15 protein-coding genes are annotated in these 15,364 nt (G+C 67.9%); 7 read left to right on the forward strand and 8 right to left on the reverse strand.

The window, feature by feature from the left end:
- The first annotated feature begins 87 nt into the window (after positions 1-87).
- From SM757_RS16045 to SM757_RS16055, 3 genes are all read left to right on the forward strand, one after another.
- On the forward strand, positions 88-252 hold the full coding sequence (locus tag SM757_RS16045; protein ID WP_322466262.1) for a hypothetical protein: 165 nt from the start codon (positions 88-90) through the stop codon (positions 250-252).
- A gap of 231 nt (positions 253-483) precedes the next feature.
- On the forward strand, positions 484-951 hold the full coding sequence (locus tag SM757_RS16050; protein ID WP_066334044.1) for a hypothetical protein: 468 nt from the start codon (positions 484-486) through the stop codon (positions 949-951).
- A gap of 133 nt (positions 952-1,084) precedes the next feature.
- Positions 1,085-2,167: a tartrate dehydrogenase gene (locus tag SM757_RS16055; protein WP_322466263.1), complete on the forward strand. Its 1,083-nt coding sequence runs from the start codon at positions 1,085-1,087 to the stop codon at positions 2,165-2,167.
- 63 nt (positions 2,168-2,230) lie between these two features.
- Here SM757_RS16055 and SM757_RS16060 read toward each other — a convergent pair whose 3' ends face one another.
- From SM757_RS16060 to pdxA, 6 genes are all read right to left on the reverse strand, one after another.
- A complete protein-coding gene (locus SM757_RS16060) occupies positions 2,231-2,950 on the reverse strand; it encodes an SDR family NAD(P)-dependent oxidoreductase (RefSeq protein WP_322466264.1) in 720 nt (239 codons plus the stop codon).
- The gene (locus SM757_RS16065) at positions 2,940-3,917 is read right to left on the reverse strand and encodes a Bug family tripartite tricarboxylate transporter substrate binding protein (protein WP_322466265.1); all 978 of its coding nucleotides are present in this window, start codon (positions 3,915-3,917) and stop codon (positions 2,940-2,942) included. Before SM757_RS16065 ends, SM757_RS16060 begins: the two co-directional genes overlap by 11 nt.
- A gap of 263 nt (positions 3,918-4,180) precedes the next feature.
- Entirely contained in the window at positions 4,181-4,969 is a 789-nt protein-coding gene (locus tag SM757_RS16070) for an HpcH/HpaI aldolase family protein (protein WP_322466266.1), read from the reverse strand.
- A 26-nt stretch (positions 4,970-4,995) separates the two neighbouring features.
- Positions 4,996-6,162, reverse strand: a complete 1,167-nt coding sequence (locus SM757_RS16075; RefSeq protein WP_066334065.1) for an iron-containing alcohol dehydrogenase — start codon at positions 6,160-6,162, stop codon at positions 4,996-4,998.
- A complete protein-coding gene (locus tag SM757_RS16080) occupies positions 6,159-7,358 on the reverse strand; it encodes a sialidase family protein (protein ID WP_322466267.1) in 1,200 nt (399 codons plus the stop codon). The genes SM757_RS16075 and SM757_RS16080 overlap by 4 nt, the downstream gene beginning before the upstream one ends.
- On the reverse strand, positions 7,355-8,404 hold the full coding sequence (gene pdxA / locus SM757_RS16085; RefSeq protein ID WP_322466268.1) for a 4-hydroxythreonine-4-phosphate dehydrogenase PdxA: 1,050 nt from the start codon (positions 8,402-8,404) through the stop codon (positions 7,355-7,357). Before pdxA ends, SM757_RS16080 begins: the two co-directional genes overlap by 4 nt.
- Positions 8,405-8,675: 271 nt before the next feature.
- On the opposite strand from pdxA, the gene SM757_RS16090 reads away from it, so the two are divergent.
- A complete protein-coding gene (locus SM757_RS16090; protein WP_322466269.1) occupies positions 8,676-9,500 on the forward strand; it encodes a DeoR/GlpR family DNA-binding transcription regulator in 825 nt (274 codons plus the stop codon).
- Complete coding sequence (locus tag SM757_RS16095; protein WP_322466270.1) at positions 9,500-10,567, forward strand: four-carbon acid sugar kinase family protein; 1,068 nt, start codon at positions 9,500-9,502, stop codon at positions 10,565-10,567. The genes SM757_RS16090 and SM757_RS16095 overlap by 1 nt, the downstream gene beginning before the upstream one ends.
- A gap of 282 nt (positions 10,568-10,849) precedes the next feature.
- Here the strand turns inward: SM757_RS16095 and SM757_RS16100 are convergent, their stop codons facing one another.
- Together SM757_RS16100 and SM757_RS16105 are read right to left on the reverse strand one after the other, a co-directional pair.
- A complete protein-coding gene (locus SM757_RS16100) occupies positions 10,850-11,236 on the reverse strand; it encodes a VOC family protein (protein WP_322466271.1) in 387 nt (128 codons plus the stop codon).
- Positions 11,237-11,695: 459 nt separating this feature from the next.
- Positions 11,696-12,142 carry a Sec-independent protein translocase family protein gene (locus SM757_RS16105; RefSeq protein ID WP_322466272.1) on the reverse strand — a complete coding sequence of 149 codons (447 nt, stop codon included), beginning with the start codon at positions 12,140-12,142 and terminating at the stop codon, positions 11,696-11,698.
- 354 nt (positions 12,143-12,496) lie between these two features.
- On the opposite strand from SM757_RS16105, the gene hcp reads away from it, so the two are divergent.
- Both hcp and SM757_RS16115 read left to right on the forward strand, forming a co-directional pair.
- Complete coding sequence (gene hcp / locus SM757_RS16110; RefSeq protein ID WP_322466273.1) at positions 12,497-14,167, forward strand: hydroxylamine reductase; 1,671 nt, start codon at positions 12,497-12,499, stop codon at positions 14,165-14,167.
- A 24-nt stretch (positions 14,168-14,191) separates the two neighbouring features.
- Entirely contained in the window at positions 14,192-15,226 is a 1,035-nt protein-coding gene (locus SM757_RS16115) for a 2Fe-2S iron-sulfur cluster binding domain-containing protein (RefSeq protein ID WP_322466274.1), read from the forward strand.
- Positions 15,227-15,364 lie beyond the last annotated feature (138 nt).

A 15,364-nucleotide genomic window follows, 5' to 3' on the forward strand; every position in this document is an offset into this window, starting at 1 on the left:
TCGCGCGCAAGCGCCGGCGCGAGCCCTTGAAGGCGTGGGCGCAGCGCATTGGCGTTTCCGAGCCGACGCTCATGCGCATGGAAAAGGGTGGACCCGAGCGTTTCCATGGGCGTGTATGCGACGGCGCTGTGGCTCATGGGCCGCTCGCAGGCGCTGGCCGAGTTGGCCGACCCGGCGCAAGACCTGGGGGCACTGGAAGACGCGGTGCGCGCGGCCACAACTTGGCGGACTACCAGCCCGGCGAGCCACTGAATTGGCTCTTGGTTGAGCACGCCACCATAACGCTGGCGCCGCGCGCCGGCATACGCGTGGCGGACACACGGCCGGTGCCCGTGCGGCGCGGGCATGTCGTGGCGGTGCGCCGCCATGACGGCCACCGGCTGCGCGAAAGGCACCCAAGATCCAAGTCCAGATAATGGCAACGGCCCGTCACTGGTGACGGGCGCGCGGCCGAGATGGTCTCGGCCGGGGCCGGAGACATGCATGCATCCCGATCTCGAGAAAATCGCCTCGGAGCTGGATTCGTCCGACAGCGGTCAAGCGTTGGCCCTGCGCTTTGGGCTTGCCTGCGTTGAAGAAGTTGCCGGAAATCTGGAAAGCGATGAGGCCATCGCCGTGCTCGAAAGATTCCGCGCCTGCCTCGCCAGCTTCGGCCCAGAGTCCCCAGCGGAGCTTCAGGCCTTGTCGGCGAGCATCACGAAACTCGCCGCAAGCCATCCGGGTTCGAGCTCGCTGGATGGAAGCCGGCATGCCGCGGTGTCCGCAACCTACGCGCTGGCCAAGGCCGTGAACGGTCAATCGATCGAGGCGGCTGCGTATGCAGCCTATTCGTCCGTCTACGGCTACGGTGGCTACGCGGTTTCAGACCCAGATGCTTTCTCCGAGGTGCACCGCAGGCAATTGGATCGCTTGCGGGCTTTGAAGCAGCAAGACCCTCCCTTTGGTTCCTGATGGCCCTGCGGCCATCGCGTCTGGCGTGCTGCGGGGCACGGTCCATGCCCGCTGGGTGGGAACCGCGGCTGCCCCGCGCCTTGGGCGCCGCCGCCACTGGCTACGATGCCCCACCTTTTCCCGGAGACCCGCCATGGAGAACAAGACTTACCGCATCGCCGTCATCCCCGGCGACGGCATCGGCAAGGAAGTGATGCCCGAGGGCCTGCGCGCCGTGCAGGCTGCCGCCGACAAGTTCGGCATCGGCCTGGAGCTCACGCACATCGACTGGGCGAGCTGCGACTACTGGCAGGCCCACGGAAAAATGATGCCCGACGACTGGAAGGCCCAGCTCCAGGGCATGGACGCCATTTTCTTCGGCGCCGTGGGCTGGCCCGCCACCGTGCCGGACCACGTCTCGCTGTGGGGCTCGCTCTTGAAGTTCCGCCGCGAGTTCGACCAGTACATCAACCTGCGCCCCGTGCGCCTCTTTGAAGGCGTGCCCTGCCCGCTGGCCGGGCGCAAGGCCGGGGACATCGATTTCTTCGTGGTCCGCGAAAACACCGAGGGCGAATACACCAACCTCGGCGGCCGGATTTTTGAGGGCACGGAGCGCGAGATCGTCATCCAGGAGTCGGTGTTCTCGCGCCACGGCACCGAGCGCGTGCTGAAATTCGCCTTCGAGCTGGCGCAGTCGCGGCCGCGGAAAAAGCTCACCGTGGCCACCAAGAGCAACGGCATCGCGGTGAGCATGCCCTGGTGGGACGAGCGGGCCGACGAGATCGGCCGCAGCTACCCCGAGGTGGCGGCCGACAAGCAGCACATCGACATCCTGTCCGCGCGCTTCGTGCTGCAGCCGGACCGCTTCGACGTGGTTGTGGCCAGCAACCTGTTCGGTGACATCCTGTCCGACCTGGGCCCGGCCTGCACCGGCACGATCGGCCTGGCGCCTTCGGCCAACCTGGACCCCGAGCGCCGCTTCCCCTCGCTGTTCGAGCCCGTGCACGGCTCGGCGCCGGACATCTACGGCCAGAACATCGCCAACCCCGTGGCCATGATCTGGTCCGGCGCGCTGATGCTGGACTTTCTCACCCACGGCCAGGGCGCGGGGCGGCAGGCGCATGACGCCATCGTGGCGGCCATTGAAACGGTGCTGCGCGAGGGGCCGCGCACGCGCGACCTGGGCGGCCAGGCGGACACGACGGAGATGGGCAAAGCGGTTGCGGCCCTGATCTGACCACGGTGCACCCCCAATGAAAAACGCCGGCCCCGGGCCGGCGTTTTCGCTTGGGCGGCGACATCACCGCGTCAGCGACGACCCTCCGCACACCTGTATCTCCTGCCCCGTGATGGGTGCAGCCGCATCGGAGAGCAAAAACGCCACCAGCGCCGCCACTTCCTCAGGCCGGATCAGCCGCCCCATGGGCGGCAGCTTGGGGCTGGAGGACGCCCGCGCCGGGTCGGCCAGCATGGGCGTGTCGGTGGCGGCAGGGGAGACGACGTTGACCGTCACGCCCCGCGGCGCCACCTCGGCGGCCCAACTGCGCGCCAGCGCCACCAGCGCCGCCTTGGTCGCGGCGTACTGGCTGCGGCCGGGCATGCCGCCCGCAACCCGGCTGCCGATCAGCACCATGCGCCCGCGGCCCGCGTCGGCCATGCGCGGCAGGAGCCCATCGGCCAGCCGCGTGGCGGCGTCCACGTGAAGGCGCCACATCGCGGACGAATCGTCGGCCTGGAGCTGCCCCAGCGGCGCGGTGCGCAGCAAGCCCGCGGCATGGATCACGGCGTCAGGCAACGCGTCAAGGCCGGCCAGGGCCTGCTCCAGCGCGGCGCCGTCGCCCAGGTCCACGCGCAGCGTGCGCAGCGCGGGGTGCTCCAGCGCCGCCGGGCCGCGCTGCAGGCCCAGCACCTGCCAGCCGTCATCCAGCAGCCGCTGGGCGATGGCCAGGCCTATGCCGGAGCTGCTGCCGGTGACCAGCGCCAGCCGCGGCGCCGGGGCCGATGCCGCCTCACTCGGCACGGATCTTCCCTTCCGCGATGATCTTGGCGGCCTTGGCCATGTCGTCCTTCTGGAAGCTCACGAAGTCGGCGATGGAGCCCGGCGTGACGAGCACGCCCTGCGCCAGCAGCTTGTCCTTCATCTCGCCGTTGAGCGCCTTGTTGATCTCGGTGTTGAGCCGCTGCGCGACGTCCTGCGGCAGCTTGGCCGGCGCCCACACGCCGTACCAGCTGTAGAACTCGTAGCCCGGCAGCGTCTCGCCCACGGTGGGCACGTCCGGCAGGCTGGGCACGCGGGCCTTGGAGGTCACGCCGATGACCTTCAACTGGCCGGCCTTGGCAAAGGGGGCGGAACCCAGGATGGGGTCGATGAAGCCGTCGATCTGGCCGCCGATGAGGTCCTGGTAGGCCGGGGCCGAGCCCTTGTAGGGGACGATCAGGTACTCGATGCCGCTGGCGCGGCGCAGCAGCTCGGTGGAGAGATGGCCGGCCGAGCCGGAGGAGCCGATGGCAAAGCTCAGCTTGCCCGGGTTGGCCTTGGCGTAGCTGACCAGGCCCTTGATGTCGGAGAAGGGCAGGTTCTTGTTGACGGCCACGGCCAGCGGCGCCTTGGCGACGAGGGAGATGGGCGTGAAGTCCTTGGCCACGTCGTAGGGCACGCTCTTCATGGTCATGGGCGTGGTCGTGACCGTGGAGGCGCTGAACAGCAGCGTGTAGCCGTCGGCCGGGGCGTTCTTGACGGCCACGGCGCCTATGGTGCCGGCGCCGCCGGGGCGGTTGTCCACCACCACGGTCTGGCCCATCTGCTCGCCGAGCTTTTGCGCCAGGGCGCGCGCCACCGTGTCCAGCGTGCCGCCGGGCGGGAAGGGCACGACCATGGTGATGGGCTTGTTGGGATAGCCGCCCTGCGCCAGCGCCGGGAAGGACGCGGCGCCGGCCAGCAGCGAGGCGGCCACGGCGGCCGTGCGGATGAAGTGACGTCGTTGCATGGTTTGTCTCCTGGGGTCTGTGGACGGCGCTCGGGGCGCCTGCTTGTGGTTCTGTGGCGTTGTGGCGTTGTGGCGTTGTGGCTTTGTGGCGTTGTGGCGTTGTGGCCTTGTGAATGCCGCCAGGTGGCGAAAGCGCCCCGCTTCCTACTTCGTCATTCCCGCCTGCGCGGGAATGACGATGTAGTGGGCGAAGCGTTGTGGCTTGCGGGATACGGCTGGTGCTTCAGTGCTTCAGCGACTCAGCGACTCAGCCCTTCATTCCCTCAGCGCTGCGCGTACCGCGCAGCCACCGCGTCCGCCCCGGCGATGAGCAGGTGCAAATCCGTGCCCACGCCGACCATGGTTGCGCCCGCTTCGAAGTAGTGGTCGGCCTTGCCGTCGGCGGCCAGCGTGCCGGCGGCCACGCCCGCGGCGTTGGCGGTGCGGAAGGCCTGCGCGATGGCGGCCTGCACGTCCGGGTGGCCGGACTGGCCGCGGTAGCCCAGGCTGGCCGCCAGGTCCGAGGGGCCGATGAAGACGGCGTCCACGCCCGGCACGCGGCAGATGGCCTCCAGGTCGTCCAGCGCCTCGCGGGACTCGATCTGCACGATCACGCCGATCTCGTCATTGGCGCGGGCCATGTAGTCCTTGTAGCGCGTGTAGTTGCCCGCACGCGTGCTGCCGGCCACGCCGCGCAGGCCCTCGGGGGCGAAGCGCGTGTAGGCCACGCAGTCGCGCGCCTCGGCGGCATTGCGCACGTTGGGGAACATCACGTTGGGTGCGCCGGCATCGAGCACGCGCTTGGTCCAGGCCATGTCCACCACGGGCACGCGCACGATGGGCGCGACGTTCTTGCCGCGCACCGCCAGCAGTTGCTGGCCGACCTGGTGCAGGTCCGTGGGGCTGTGCTCCATGTCGAACAGCAGCCAGTCGAAGCCGGAGTCGGCCAGCACCTCGGCGATGGGCTGGTGCGCGAAGGTCACCCACAGGCCGACCTGGCGGCGGTTGGCTTGAAGGGCCTGCTTGAGGGTGTTGGCGGGCAGGGAGTTCGAAAGGGATTGGCTCGTGCTCATGCTTGTCTCCTTGGTCGTTGTCGTGCTTACAGCAGCGCCGCGTACAGCGCGCGCATGTCCTCGCGGCTCATGGGCCGGGGGTTGTTGTCCAGCAGCCGCGTGACCTTGGCGGCGCCGTCCACCAGGCCGTCCAGGTGCGTCTCGTCCATGCCCCAGCCGCGCAGGTTGGGCGGCACGCCCAGGTCGGCGTTGAGCTGCTTGAGCTCGTCCACGAAGGCAGCGCCGGCTTGCGCCTCGGTCAAGCCTTCCGTGTCCAGCCCCATGGCCTTGGCCATGGCCGCGAAGCGCTTTTCGTTGCCCACGAGGTTGAAGGCCATGACCGAGGGCAGCAGGATGGCGTTGGACAGCCCGTGCGGCATACGGTACTTGCCGCCCAGCGGATAGGCCAGCGCGTGCACGGCCGTGGTGCTGGAGGTGGCGATGCACACGCCGCCCCAGTAGGCGCCCATGAGCACGTCCTCGCGCGCCGCGAGGTTGCGGCCGTCGGCCACGGTGGTGCGGATGCTGCGCGAGATGAGCTTGATCGCCTCCAGCGCATACAGGTCGCTGAAGGGGTTGCCCTTCTTGGAGCAGTAGCACTCGATGGCGTGCGTGAGCGCGTCCATGCCGGTGGAGGCCGTCACCGCCGGCGGCAGCGTCAGGGTCAGCTCCGCGTCCAGGATCACCGCGTCGGGCATCAGCCGCGCGCTGACGATGCCCACCTTCAGCTCGTCCTCGGGGACGAGGATGATGGAGTTGGGCGTCGCCTCCGAGCCCGTGCCGGCCGTGGTCGGCACCATGACGGTGGGCAGGCCGCGCGCGGTGATGTCGGCCTTCTTGCTCAGCAGGTCGCGCAGGGACAGCGGATGCGCCAGCAGCACGGCGACGATCTTGGCGACGTCCATGGCGCTGCCGCCGCCGATGCCGACCACGAGGTCCACGCCGCCCGCGGCCTGGGCGGCTTCCATGATGGCTTCCACGTCCTTGACGTCCGGCTCCGGCGGCGTGTTGTCGATGACGGTCACGCGCAGGCCCGCCGCTTCCAGCGCGGCGCGCGGCCCGTTGACGAGGCCGGCCGCGGCGACGCCCTTGTCGCTGACCACCAGCACGTGCTGGGCATTGAAGCTCTGCGCCACTTCGGCCAGTTGCGAGATGCTGCCCGCGCCGGCGATGACGCGGCTGGGGTTGACGATGGCGTACATGGACGTGCTCATTGCGCTTGCTCCTGCGCGGCGGGGGACGCTTGAATCCACTCAGGCATCACGCGCGCATGGCGGATGTGCTGGCGGAACACGGTGTAGGCCAGGTGCAGCGCGCCGTCGGCGCCCTGGCGGATGCTGGGATACGAGTACTCGCGGTTGAGGCGCTGCGCAGAGTTGTTGCTCATGCAGTAGCCGTCGCCCGTTTCCAGGTTGCGCTTCCAGGGCCAGGTCAGGCCTTCGTCGGCAGACAGGGCCAGCGTCAGCGGCGCACGCGGGGCGCCCCAGAAGGCGCGGCGGGCGGGAGCTTCAGCGGCAGCGGCGGCCGGCGCGGCGTCCTTGGACTCTTTCGAGTCTTCTTCCAGCTCGTCGTACAGCGACTCGCGCCGCCCCGTGGCGTCCAGCGCGCTGCTGTCGTTGAAGATCATCGCCAGCCGCCCGTCGGCCAGGCGCACGGCCTGGATGGACGAGTTGTTGTTGGGCAGGCCGCAAGGTTGCGGCTGCGACCAGCTCAGGCCGCCGTCCCGGCTCTCGCTGCGATACACATGGTCCGCCCAGCGGCTGCGGAAGAAGGCCAATAAATCGCTCGCGCCCTTGCCGGCGACGACGTTCATGTGCACGCAGCCCAGGCTCGCGGGCACCTCGATGCGCTGCCAGCTCGCGCCCTGGTCGGTGGAGCGCAGCACGGCGCTGTCGTCCAGGCTGCCGTCCCACGCCTGGCCGGGCACGGCGCGGCAATTGAAGATGGGCAGCAGCCAGCTCCCGTCCGCCTGCACCTGGATGGGCTGGCGCACGAAGGTGCCGGCGGGCACGTCCTTGAGCGTCTCGGTGGGGCCCCAGGTGCGGCCCTCGTCGTGCGAGACGCGGCGGCGCACCACGGAGGTGTCCTGGTGGCCCGCCGTCTGCGCGGTGTGCAGCAGCCACAGGCTGCCGTCCGGCGCGGGGAAGAGGATAGGGTTCTGCTCCGAGCGGTCCGGGTCGCTGGAGAGCTGCACCGGCTCGCTCCACTGGCTGGAGCCCGGCTCCAGCCGCGACATGAAGACGCAGATGTCGGACTTGCCTTCCATGCTCCCGCCAAACCAGACGCAGCCGAGCGCCCCGTCGCGCAGGAACATGAGGTTGGCGGCGTGGGCCTGGACGCGCAGCGAGGGGAGGTCGGCCACCTGGCGGGCCGCGTCCTCGGCGTGCGTGCGCAGCGCGCCCGCGCTCATGCCTGGGCCCCTTCGGAGGTTTGGGCGGCGGCTTGCGCGGCGGCGCGCTGGCCGGCGATGAGGCGCAGCGCGTATTCGGCCGCTTCCACCACGCTGTCGGCGTTGGCGATGCCCTGGCCGGCGATGTCGAAGGCCGTGCCGTGGTCCACCGAGGTGCGCAGGATGGGCAGGCCCAGCGTGATGTTCACGCCGCTGATCGCCTGCCATTTACCCGTGTTGGGGTCCACGTTGAAGCCCAGCAGCTTCACGGGGATGTGGCCCTGGTCGTGGAACATGGCCACCACGGCGTCGTACTGGCGGGCGCGCAGCTTGATGAAGACCGTGTCGCCCGGGATGGGGCCGACCAGCCCGCGCTCCGCATACTCCTGGATGACGGGGGCGATGACCTTGTCGTCTTCCGTGCCCAGGATGCCGCCCTCGCCGCAGTGCGGGTTGAGGCCGGCGACGGCCACGCGCGGCTGGGCTATGCCCAGGGCGTGCATGGCGTCCAGCGTGACGTCGAAGACGCGGCGCAGGCGCTGGGGCGTGATGCGCTTGGGCACGTCGGCCAGGGCGCAGTGGGTGGTGACGTGCGTGACGCGCATGTCGCCGTGGGCCAGCATCATCACGGCGTCGCGCTGGCCGGTGAGGTGGGCCAGCAGCTCGGTGTGGCCTTCGAAGTGGTGGCCGGCGAGGTGCAGCGCCTCCTTGGACAGCGGCCCGGTGACGATGGCGTCCGCCGTGCCGCCTTGGACCATGCGCGTGGCGCGCTCCACCGCGCGGTAGGCCCACTCGCCGCCCGCGGCGGCCACCTGGCCGATGACGATGGGCGCCTCCACCGGGCCCACGTCCACCATGCGGTAGAAGGCGTTGCCTTGCTCGTCCGTCGAAGGCAGCTTCAGCAGCGCTTCAGCCTGCGCCATGGCGGCAGCGCTGCCCAGGACGATGAACTCGGCGCGGCCGGCGCGCACCAGGCCGGCCATCTCGCGGGTGGCCTTGGCAATGATCTCGGGGCCGATGCCGGCGGGATCGCCCATCGTGAAGGCCAGGCGTATCGGGGTGCTCATGTGGCGGTCCATTCGTTGTCGGTGGGGTGGGAGTCAGGCGGCGCGGGGAGCGGCACCTTGGGCGACGGCCGGCGCGAGGCTGCGCGAACTTGGAACTTTGTGATCGTTCATGGCGTTGTCTCCGTCGTTGTGGCGACCGGCCAGGCCCTCTGTGTGGAGCTTTGTGGAAGCCGATGAGTGAATTGAATCATAAAACTCCACAAAAGATCAACAACCATCACGATCTATCAGGTGCTGTGGCATGATTTGCCGCATTCGCCAGGAAAACGCCATGTCCACGACTTCAGACTCCTTTGCCACGATGGACTCGCCCTTGCTGCCTGCGCAGCGGCGGCATCGCATCGTGGATTTCCTGCGCGTGCACGGCGCGGTGACGATTGGCCAGTTGGAGCAGGCGCTGGGCGCGTCGATTTCGACGCTGCGGCGCGACCTGGACGCGCTGGCGGCCGAGGGCGTGGTGGACCGCACGCACGGCGGCGCGCTGCTGCGCCAGCAGGCGCCGGAATACGCCACCTTCGAGCCGGACCCGGTGGCGGCGGCCGAGCTGTCGCCGCGCGAGAAGGCGGCCATAGGCGAGGCGGCGGCCGAGGCGCTGGAGCCTCGTCAAAGCGTCATCTTTGACAGCGGCACGACGGTGCTGGAAGCCGCGCGCGCGGCCGTGCGCCGCCAGATTCCGCTGACCGCCGTGACCAACGACCTCGTGATCGCGCAGGTGCTGGGCAAATCGCCGCTGGTGCAGGTGCACATGCTGGGCGGGATGCTGCGCCCTGGGAGCACGACCATCCTGGGCCAGACGCTGGTGGACCAGGCGTCCTCCCTGCGCGCCGACGTGCTGCTGCTGGGCGCGCACGCGGTGACGGACGACGTGATCTCCGAGACCTCCGCCGAGCTGGCCGGCGTGAAGCGGGCGCTGATGAAGGCGGCCAACGCGACGCGGCTGCTGGTGGACAGCTCCAAATTCCGGCCGCGCGCCTTCATGCAAATCGCGTCGCTGGGCGACGTGGCTGAAGTGATCACCGACAGCGGCCTGCCCGCTGCCGAGGAGGAGCGCCTGCGCGCCCTCAACCTGAAACTGACCGTGGTGAAGGCCCGCTGATGAAGACGCTGCGCATCCTGGCTGACGATCTAACTGGCGCCCTGGACTGCGCCGCCGCCTTTGGCGCGGGGGTGCCGGTGCACCTAGGGGCGCCCGCTGCGGGCAAACCCGTCGCGGGCATAGACATCGTCGCCACCGCCACGCGGGACGTGCCGGTGGCCGATTTACCCGCGCTGCTGACTCCCAGCGTGGCGTGGCTGCGCGGGGCAGGCATCGCCTTCAAGAAGGTGGACAGCCTGCTGCGCGGCAACACGTTCGCGGAAGTGGCTTATCTGGCCCAGCAGGGCGGCTTCGAGCGCATCGTCTTCGCCCCGGCCTTTCCCGCACAGGGGCGGGTAACGGAGGGCGGCCGGCAGTGGGTGGTGAAGGCGGATGACTCCCGCTCGCCGGTCGGCCCGGAAAGCATCGCCCAGGCGCTGGTGGGCGACGTGACCGTGTGGGTGCCGGACGTGCATTGCGACGCGGACATGGACGCGGTCGTGGCGATGGCCTTGAAACCCGAGGCCGGGCGCTGGCTGTGGTGCGGCAGCGCCGGCCTGGCGCATGCGATGGCGCGCGGGCTGGATTTGAATGTGCCCGCCGCGCCCGCCAGCGAGCGCGGCACGGGCGCGCCCATGCTGGTGAGCGCGAGCCACCACCCCGTTTCGCGCGAGCAGTGGCGCGTGCTGCGCGCCTCGCGCTGGGCGGATGAATGCCACGCGGGCGCGGAGCCGGAAACCCTGCGGCGGGCGGCGGAGGGCTATCCGCGGCTGATTGATTTATCGCCGCAGGAAATGCTCACGGCCGACCAAGCCGCCGCGCTGCTGGAACGCCAGGCCGCCCTGATCGCCGAAAACGTGCCTCGGCCTGGGGCGCTGGTGATCGTGGGCGGAGATACCTTGCTGGCGATGTGCCGGGCGCTGGGGGCTTCGGGGTTGGTTTCCGAAACTGCGATGGACAGGGCGGGGTGGGGCTGTGCGCGGATGGTGGGAGGGAAATGGGATGGGGTGGTTTGCCATACCCGTTCTGGCGCCTTCGGTGGGGCTGAGGATTTATTGCAGGTAATTGAAGGAATAGCCGCGGTTTAATGCTGCAGCATCTAGGTGAGCGGACACGCAAGAGGACAACGATAAGGGCTTGGTACCGGATTGGCTGTCCCGCTGTTTGCCGAATACTTATTGGTGTGGCAAAGCACTCTGTGCACCTTGCTGCAGCGCCACGTTGCGGTATCCGGACCGCCATGCAAGGAAAAGCAGTCATGCTGCATAGACCACTTGGAGTTGCCGCACCACACGGTGCGCCTCTTTGGATTGGATGCCGAAATGGTCGCTGGCCAAGTCCAGCGACCTACATAGGGAAGAGTGGCCAAGTTACGTAGCAGCCAGATTCTCGTGAATGCAAAGGTAATTGCCTTCGGTATCCTTGAACCAGGCTGCTTTCTCAGCGCCAAGTACGCAGACGTGGTTTACGGTTTTCAGGCCCGGGAAGTCGTAGTCTTCAAAAACCACACCAGCACGTTTCAATTCTTGGATTTCGGCAGCGATATCAGACACCTGGAAACTGATGGCCGTATGGTCAGCCTTTGTGCCCTCAACCTTGGGAAACAAAGCCAATGTGCTGCCACCCACCCTATAGACAAACTTGCCATCGGGTTGTAAGCCGCCGGGCTGCAGGCCCAGGCAAGTTTCATAGAAGGCACGCGCCCTGGCCATGTCCTTGACCGGCAACATCGTAGTGACGGAGGCATTGGACAACATAGGTAGTCCTTTCACGCAGACCGGCAGTAGCGCGTGGCGACAAGCCCGCTTGCTCGGCCGAAAGAAAAGCATAGGTCCGTCATCCCTGAGATGCCAGTCGCCAGTACCGGCATCACGCCTGCATGGGGACTTCCAACAAGAACATCAAAAGCGCTGCGCGGGCTGCTTGTTGGGCCTGTTGAATCTCGTCGCGGGCTTGGTGTTGGGTTTTTCAATCTCTGCCCGCACAGATTGCAGTCTTCGATTTTCATCGTCGATCAAGCGCCTGACTTCAACGATTTCCATCGCCCCGAGTTTTTTTGGCGGTCTCTTCTACCTGTGCGCAATGCACTCGCGATTGCGAAAGTTCCGCTTCCAGTTGGTCTGTGCGAACCCGGTGTGCGGGACCTTTCAGGTAGTCCATTGTTGCCATGAAATTTCTCCGTCAACTAATTTTGATTCCGGTTTGAGATTATCTTTTCAAATCTCTGCAATTCCTAATCTTAACCGCGCCTTAGCATTAACCCCTTCCTCATCTGCCAGTTCCCACCCATTGGTCAGCATCCGCGTCATATATTGCCGGTTATAGAGAAACGCCATGATGGGTTGAAAAAGACCAAAGGTGAATGCAGTCAAAATCAGGTGCAGCACGCCTATGCCGACTTCGCCGCGGATCACAGGCACGAGCCAGCCGAACAGCCAGTAAGTCCAGGAAAAGCCCACGTATCCGTTTTTGACCAGCCCGGAGGCGCCATGCTTGATTTTTGCAGGCTTTTGAAGGCCCATCAGCAAGAATCCCATGCCGATGGGAATCAAGAAAAAAATCAGCACGATCAGCCAGTGCCAAACGGAAAAGGAGTCCATATCGTTTTTTAGAAAAACTTCAAAGATTAAAACATTGAGGCGTTTTCCTAAGCCCCAATCCATTACTACACCTCGCGGCTGCTCAACGATACAGGCTCAACTACGTTTTGCACGCCAATCCGTTAATCGTTGCGTCGGCTCAGCCGCATTCGTGACGTATTTAACGCTGCCCATGCTGGGGCCATAAAGAAAGCATGTATTTGCTGGAAATGGCTCTTTTGTTTGCACGCCTGTGATTGATTTCTTCGCGCCGCCTTGTTTTGATGTGGCTCAATAGCCCGAGGCTCTCGACACCCTGGCCCCAAATCCTTGAACTGCTTCAAGGATTCCCCCCGCTCCTGTTGCGTACCTTCCGCCCCCGCCGTTCGCCAGAAACGGCACGCCATCACGGACAACACCACAGAGAGCCTTTTCCGCATGTTCTGCTACCAATGTGAACAGACCGCCCGCACCGAAACCTCGGCCGGCTGCGCTTCCGAACGCGGCCACTGCGGCAAGGACGCCACCACGGCCGATCTGCAGGACCTGCTCGTCCACGCCACCAAGGGCATCGCCCAATACGCCGGCCGCCTGCGCGCCCTGAATGCGCCGGACCGCGAGGCCGACGCCTTCATCCTCTACGCGCTGTTCACGACGCTCACCAACGTCAACTTCAACGCCGCCCGCTTCGTCACGCTGCTGAAGGAAGCCGCCACCCTGCGCGACGCCGTGCGCGCTCGCTACGAGGCCGCCGCCCGCGCCGCCGGCCAGGAGCCGCAAGTGCTCGCCACCGCCGCCGCCACCTGGCAGCCCGCCGCCGACCAGGCCGGGCTGCTGCTGCAGGCCGCCGACGTGGGCATCAACGCCGGGCTGGAGCAGGTGGGCGCCGACGTCACGGGCTTGCGCGCGCTGCTGCTGTACGGGCTCAAGGGCGTCTGCGCCTACGCCCACCACGCCTACGTGCTGGGCGAGGCGCGCGAGACCGTGTTCGCCGGCATCGAGCACGCGCTGGACTTCCTGGCGCAGGACCCGGCCGACATCCCCGCGCTGCTGGGCGAGTCGCTGGCCCTGGGCACGCTCAACCTGCAAGTCATGGAGATGCTGGACGCCGCCAACACCGGCCGCTTCGGCACCCCGCAGCCCACCGCCGTGCGCCTCACCCCGGTGGCCGGCAAGGCCATCCTGGTCTCCGGCCACGACCTGGGCGACCTGCAAGCCCTGCTGGAGCAGACCAAGGACAGCGGCATCCAGATCTACACCCACGGCGAGATGCTGCCCGCCCACGGCTACCCGGTGCTCAAGGCCTACCCGCACCTGGCCGGCAACTACGGCGGCGCCTGGCAGGACCAGCAACTGGACTTCGCCAACTTCCCCGGCCCCGTGCTGATGACCAGCAACTGCATCATCGAGCCGCTGCCCGCCTACCGCCAACGCATCTTCACCACCGGCCCCGTGGGCTGGCCCGGCGTGCGCCACGTGGAAAACCACCAGTTCGCGCAAGTCATCCAGGCCGCCAAGGCGCTGCCCGGCTTCAAGGCCACCGAGCCTGAGCAGACCATCACCGTCGGCTTCGGCCGCGACGCCGTGCTGGGCGTGGCCGGTGCGGTCATCGACGCCGTCAAGGGCGGCGCCATCAAACACTTCTATTTGATAGGCGGCTGCGACGGCGCTGCCCCCGGCCGCAACTACTACAGCGACTTCGCCACCCAGGCGCCGCAGGACACCGTCGTCATGACGCTGGGCTGCGCCAAGTACCGCTTCAACCGGCACGAGTTCGGCGACATCGGCGGCATCCCGCGCCTGCTGGACATCGGCCAGTGCAACGACGCCTACTCGGCCATCAAGATCGCCTCGGCGCTGGCCGAAGCGTTCGAGTGCGGCGTGAACGACCTGCCGCTGTCGCTGGTCATCTCCTGGTTCGAGCAGAAGGCCGCCGCCGTGCTGCTGACGCTGCTGGCGCTGGGCATCCGCAACATCCGCCTGGGCCCCACGCTGCCGGCCTTCCTCACGCCCAACCTGCTGGGCGTGCTGGTCGAGAAGTTCGGCATCCAGCCCATCGGCGAGGCGCAGGCCGACATCCGCAAGACGCTGCAGCTCGAAGCGGCCTGACGCGCCAAGCGAAAGACGAGACCGATGGACCAAGCCGTCAAGACCTGGTCCGTCGAGCTGTGCACGCTCGACGGCCAGTCCCTCCAACTCGACAACCTGCCGGGCCAGTCCGTGCTGGAAGCCGCCGACGCGGCCCAATGGCGGCTGCCGGCCCAATGCCGCCAGGGCGGCTGCGGCGCCTGCGCGGCGCAGGTGCTCAGCGGCGACTACGAGTTGGGCGACCACAACCCCAAGGCGCTGAGCGCTGACAAGCCCGGCAGCGTGCTGCTGTGCCGCACCACGCCCTGCGGCGATCTGCGCATCGCGCTGCCCTACGACCGCGCGCGCATCGCCGGCGGCCCCGTGCCGCAGCGCGACGCCGAAGTGCTGGAAATCGAGCGCGACGGCGACGCCACCGTGCGCCTGGTGCTGCAACTGCTGCCGGACGCCGAGGGAGTCGCGGTGGCCGAGTTCGAGCCGGGGCAGTTCGCGGAGCTGAAAGTGCCGGGCACGGACTTGCGCCGCGCCTACTCCATGTCCAACACCGGCAACTGGGCCGGCACGCTGGAGTTCCTGATCCGGCTGCAGCCGCAGGGCCGTTTTTCCAACTGGCTGCGCGACGAGGCGGCCGTGGGTGCCCGGCTGGTGGTGCACGGTCCGCAGGGTGCTTTCGGCCTGCGGGAAAACGGGCTGCGTCCGCGCTGGTTCGTGGCCGGCGGCACGGGGCTGGCGCCGCTGCTGTCCATGCTGCGCCGCATGGCGGAGTTCGGGGAGCCGCATCCCGTGCGGCTGTACTTCGGCGTGAACCGCGAGGCCGAGCTGTTCGCCGCCGCCGCGCTGGCCGAACTGCCCGGCCTGGAGCAGCGCGTGTGCGTCTGGCAGCCCTCGGACGCCTGGCTGGGCCTGCGCGGCACGCCCGTGGACGCGCTGCGCGCGGACCTGGCCGCCTGCGCCCCCGGCGCATGGCCGGACGTGTACGTGTGCGGCCCGCCCGCGCTGGTGGAAGCGGTTGAAGCCGCGGCGCGGGAGGCCGGCGTGCCGGACGCGCAGGTGTACGCGGAGCGGTTCACGGCGGCTTGACGCCGGGTGCCGCCTTGAGTTTGGGACGTCCCAAACCCGAGTCAGCCGGAAGCTGAAGAGCCGCGCTCTCTACTCCGTCATCCCCGCGCAGGCGCATTGCTGTCAGGGGAAAACGTAACGGCCCGGCTGGCTGGCCGC

The organism is Azohydromonas lata, from assembly GCF_034427735.1.
Lineage (GTDB): Bacteria > Pseudomonadota > Gammaproteobacteria > Burkholderiales > Burkholderiaceae_C > Azohydromonas > Azohydromonas lata.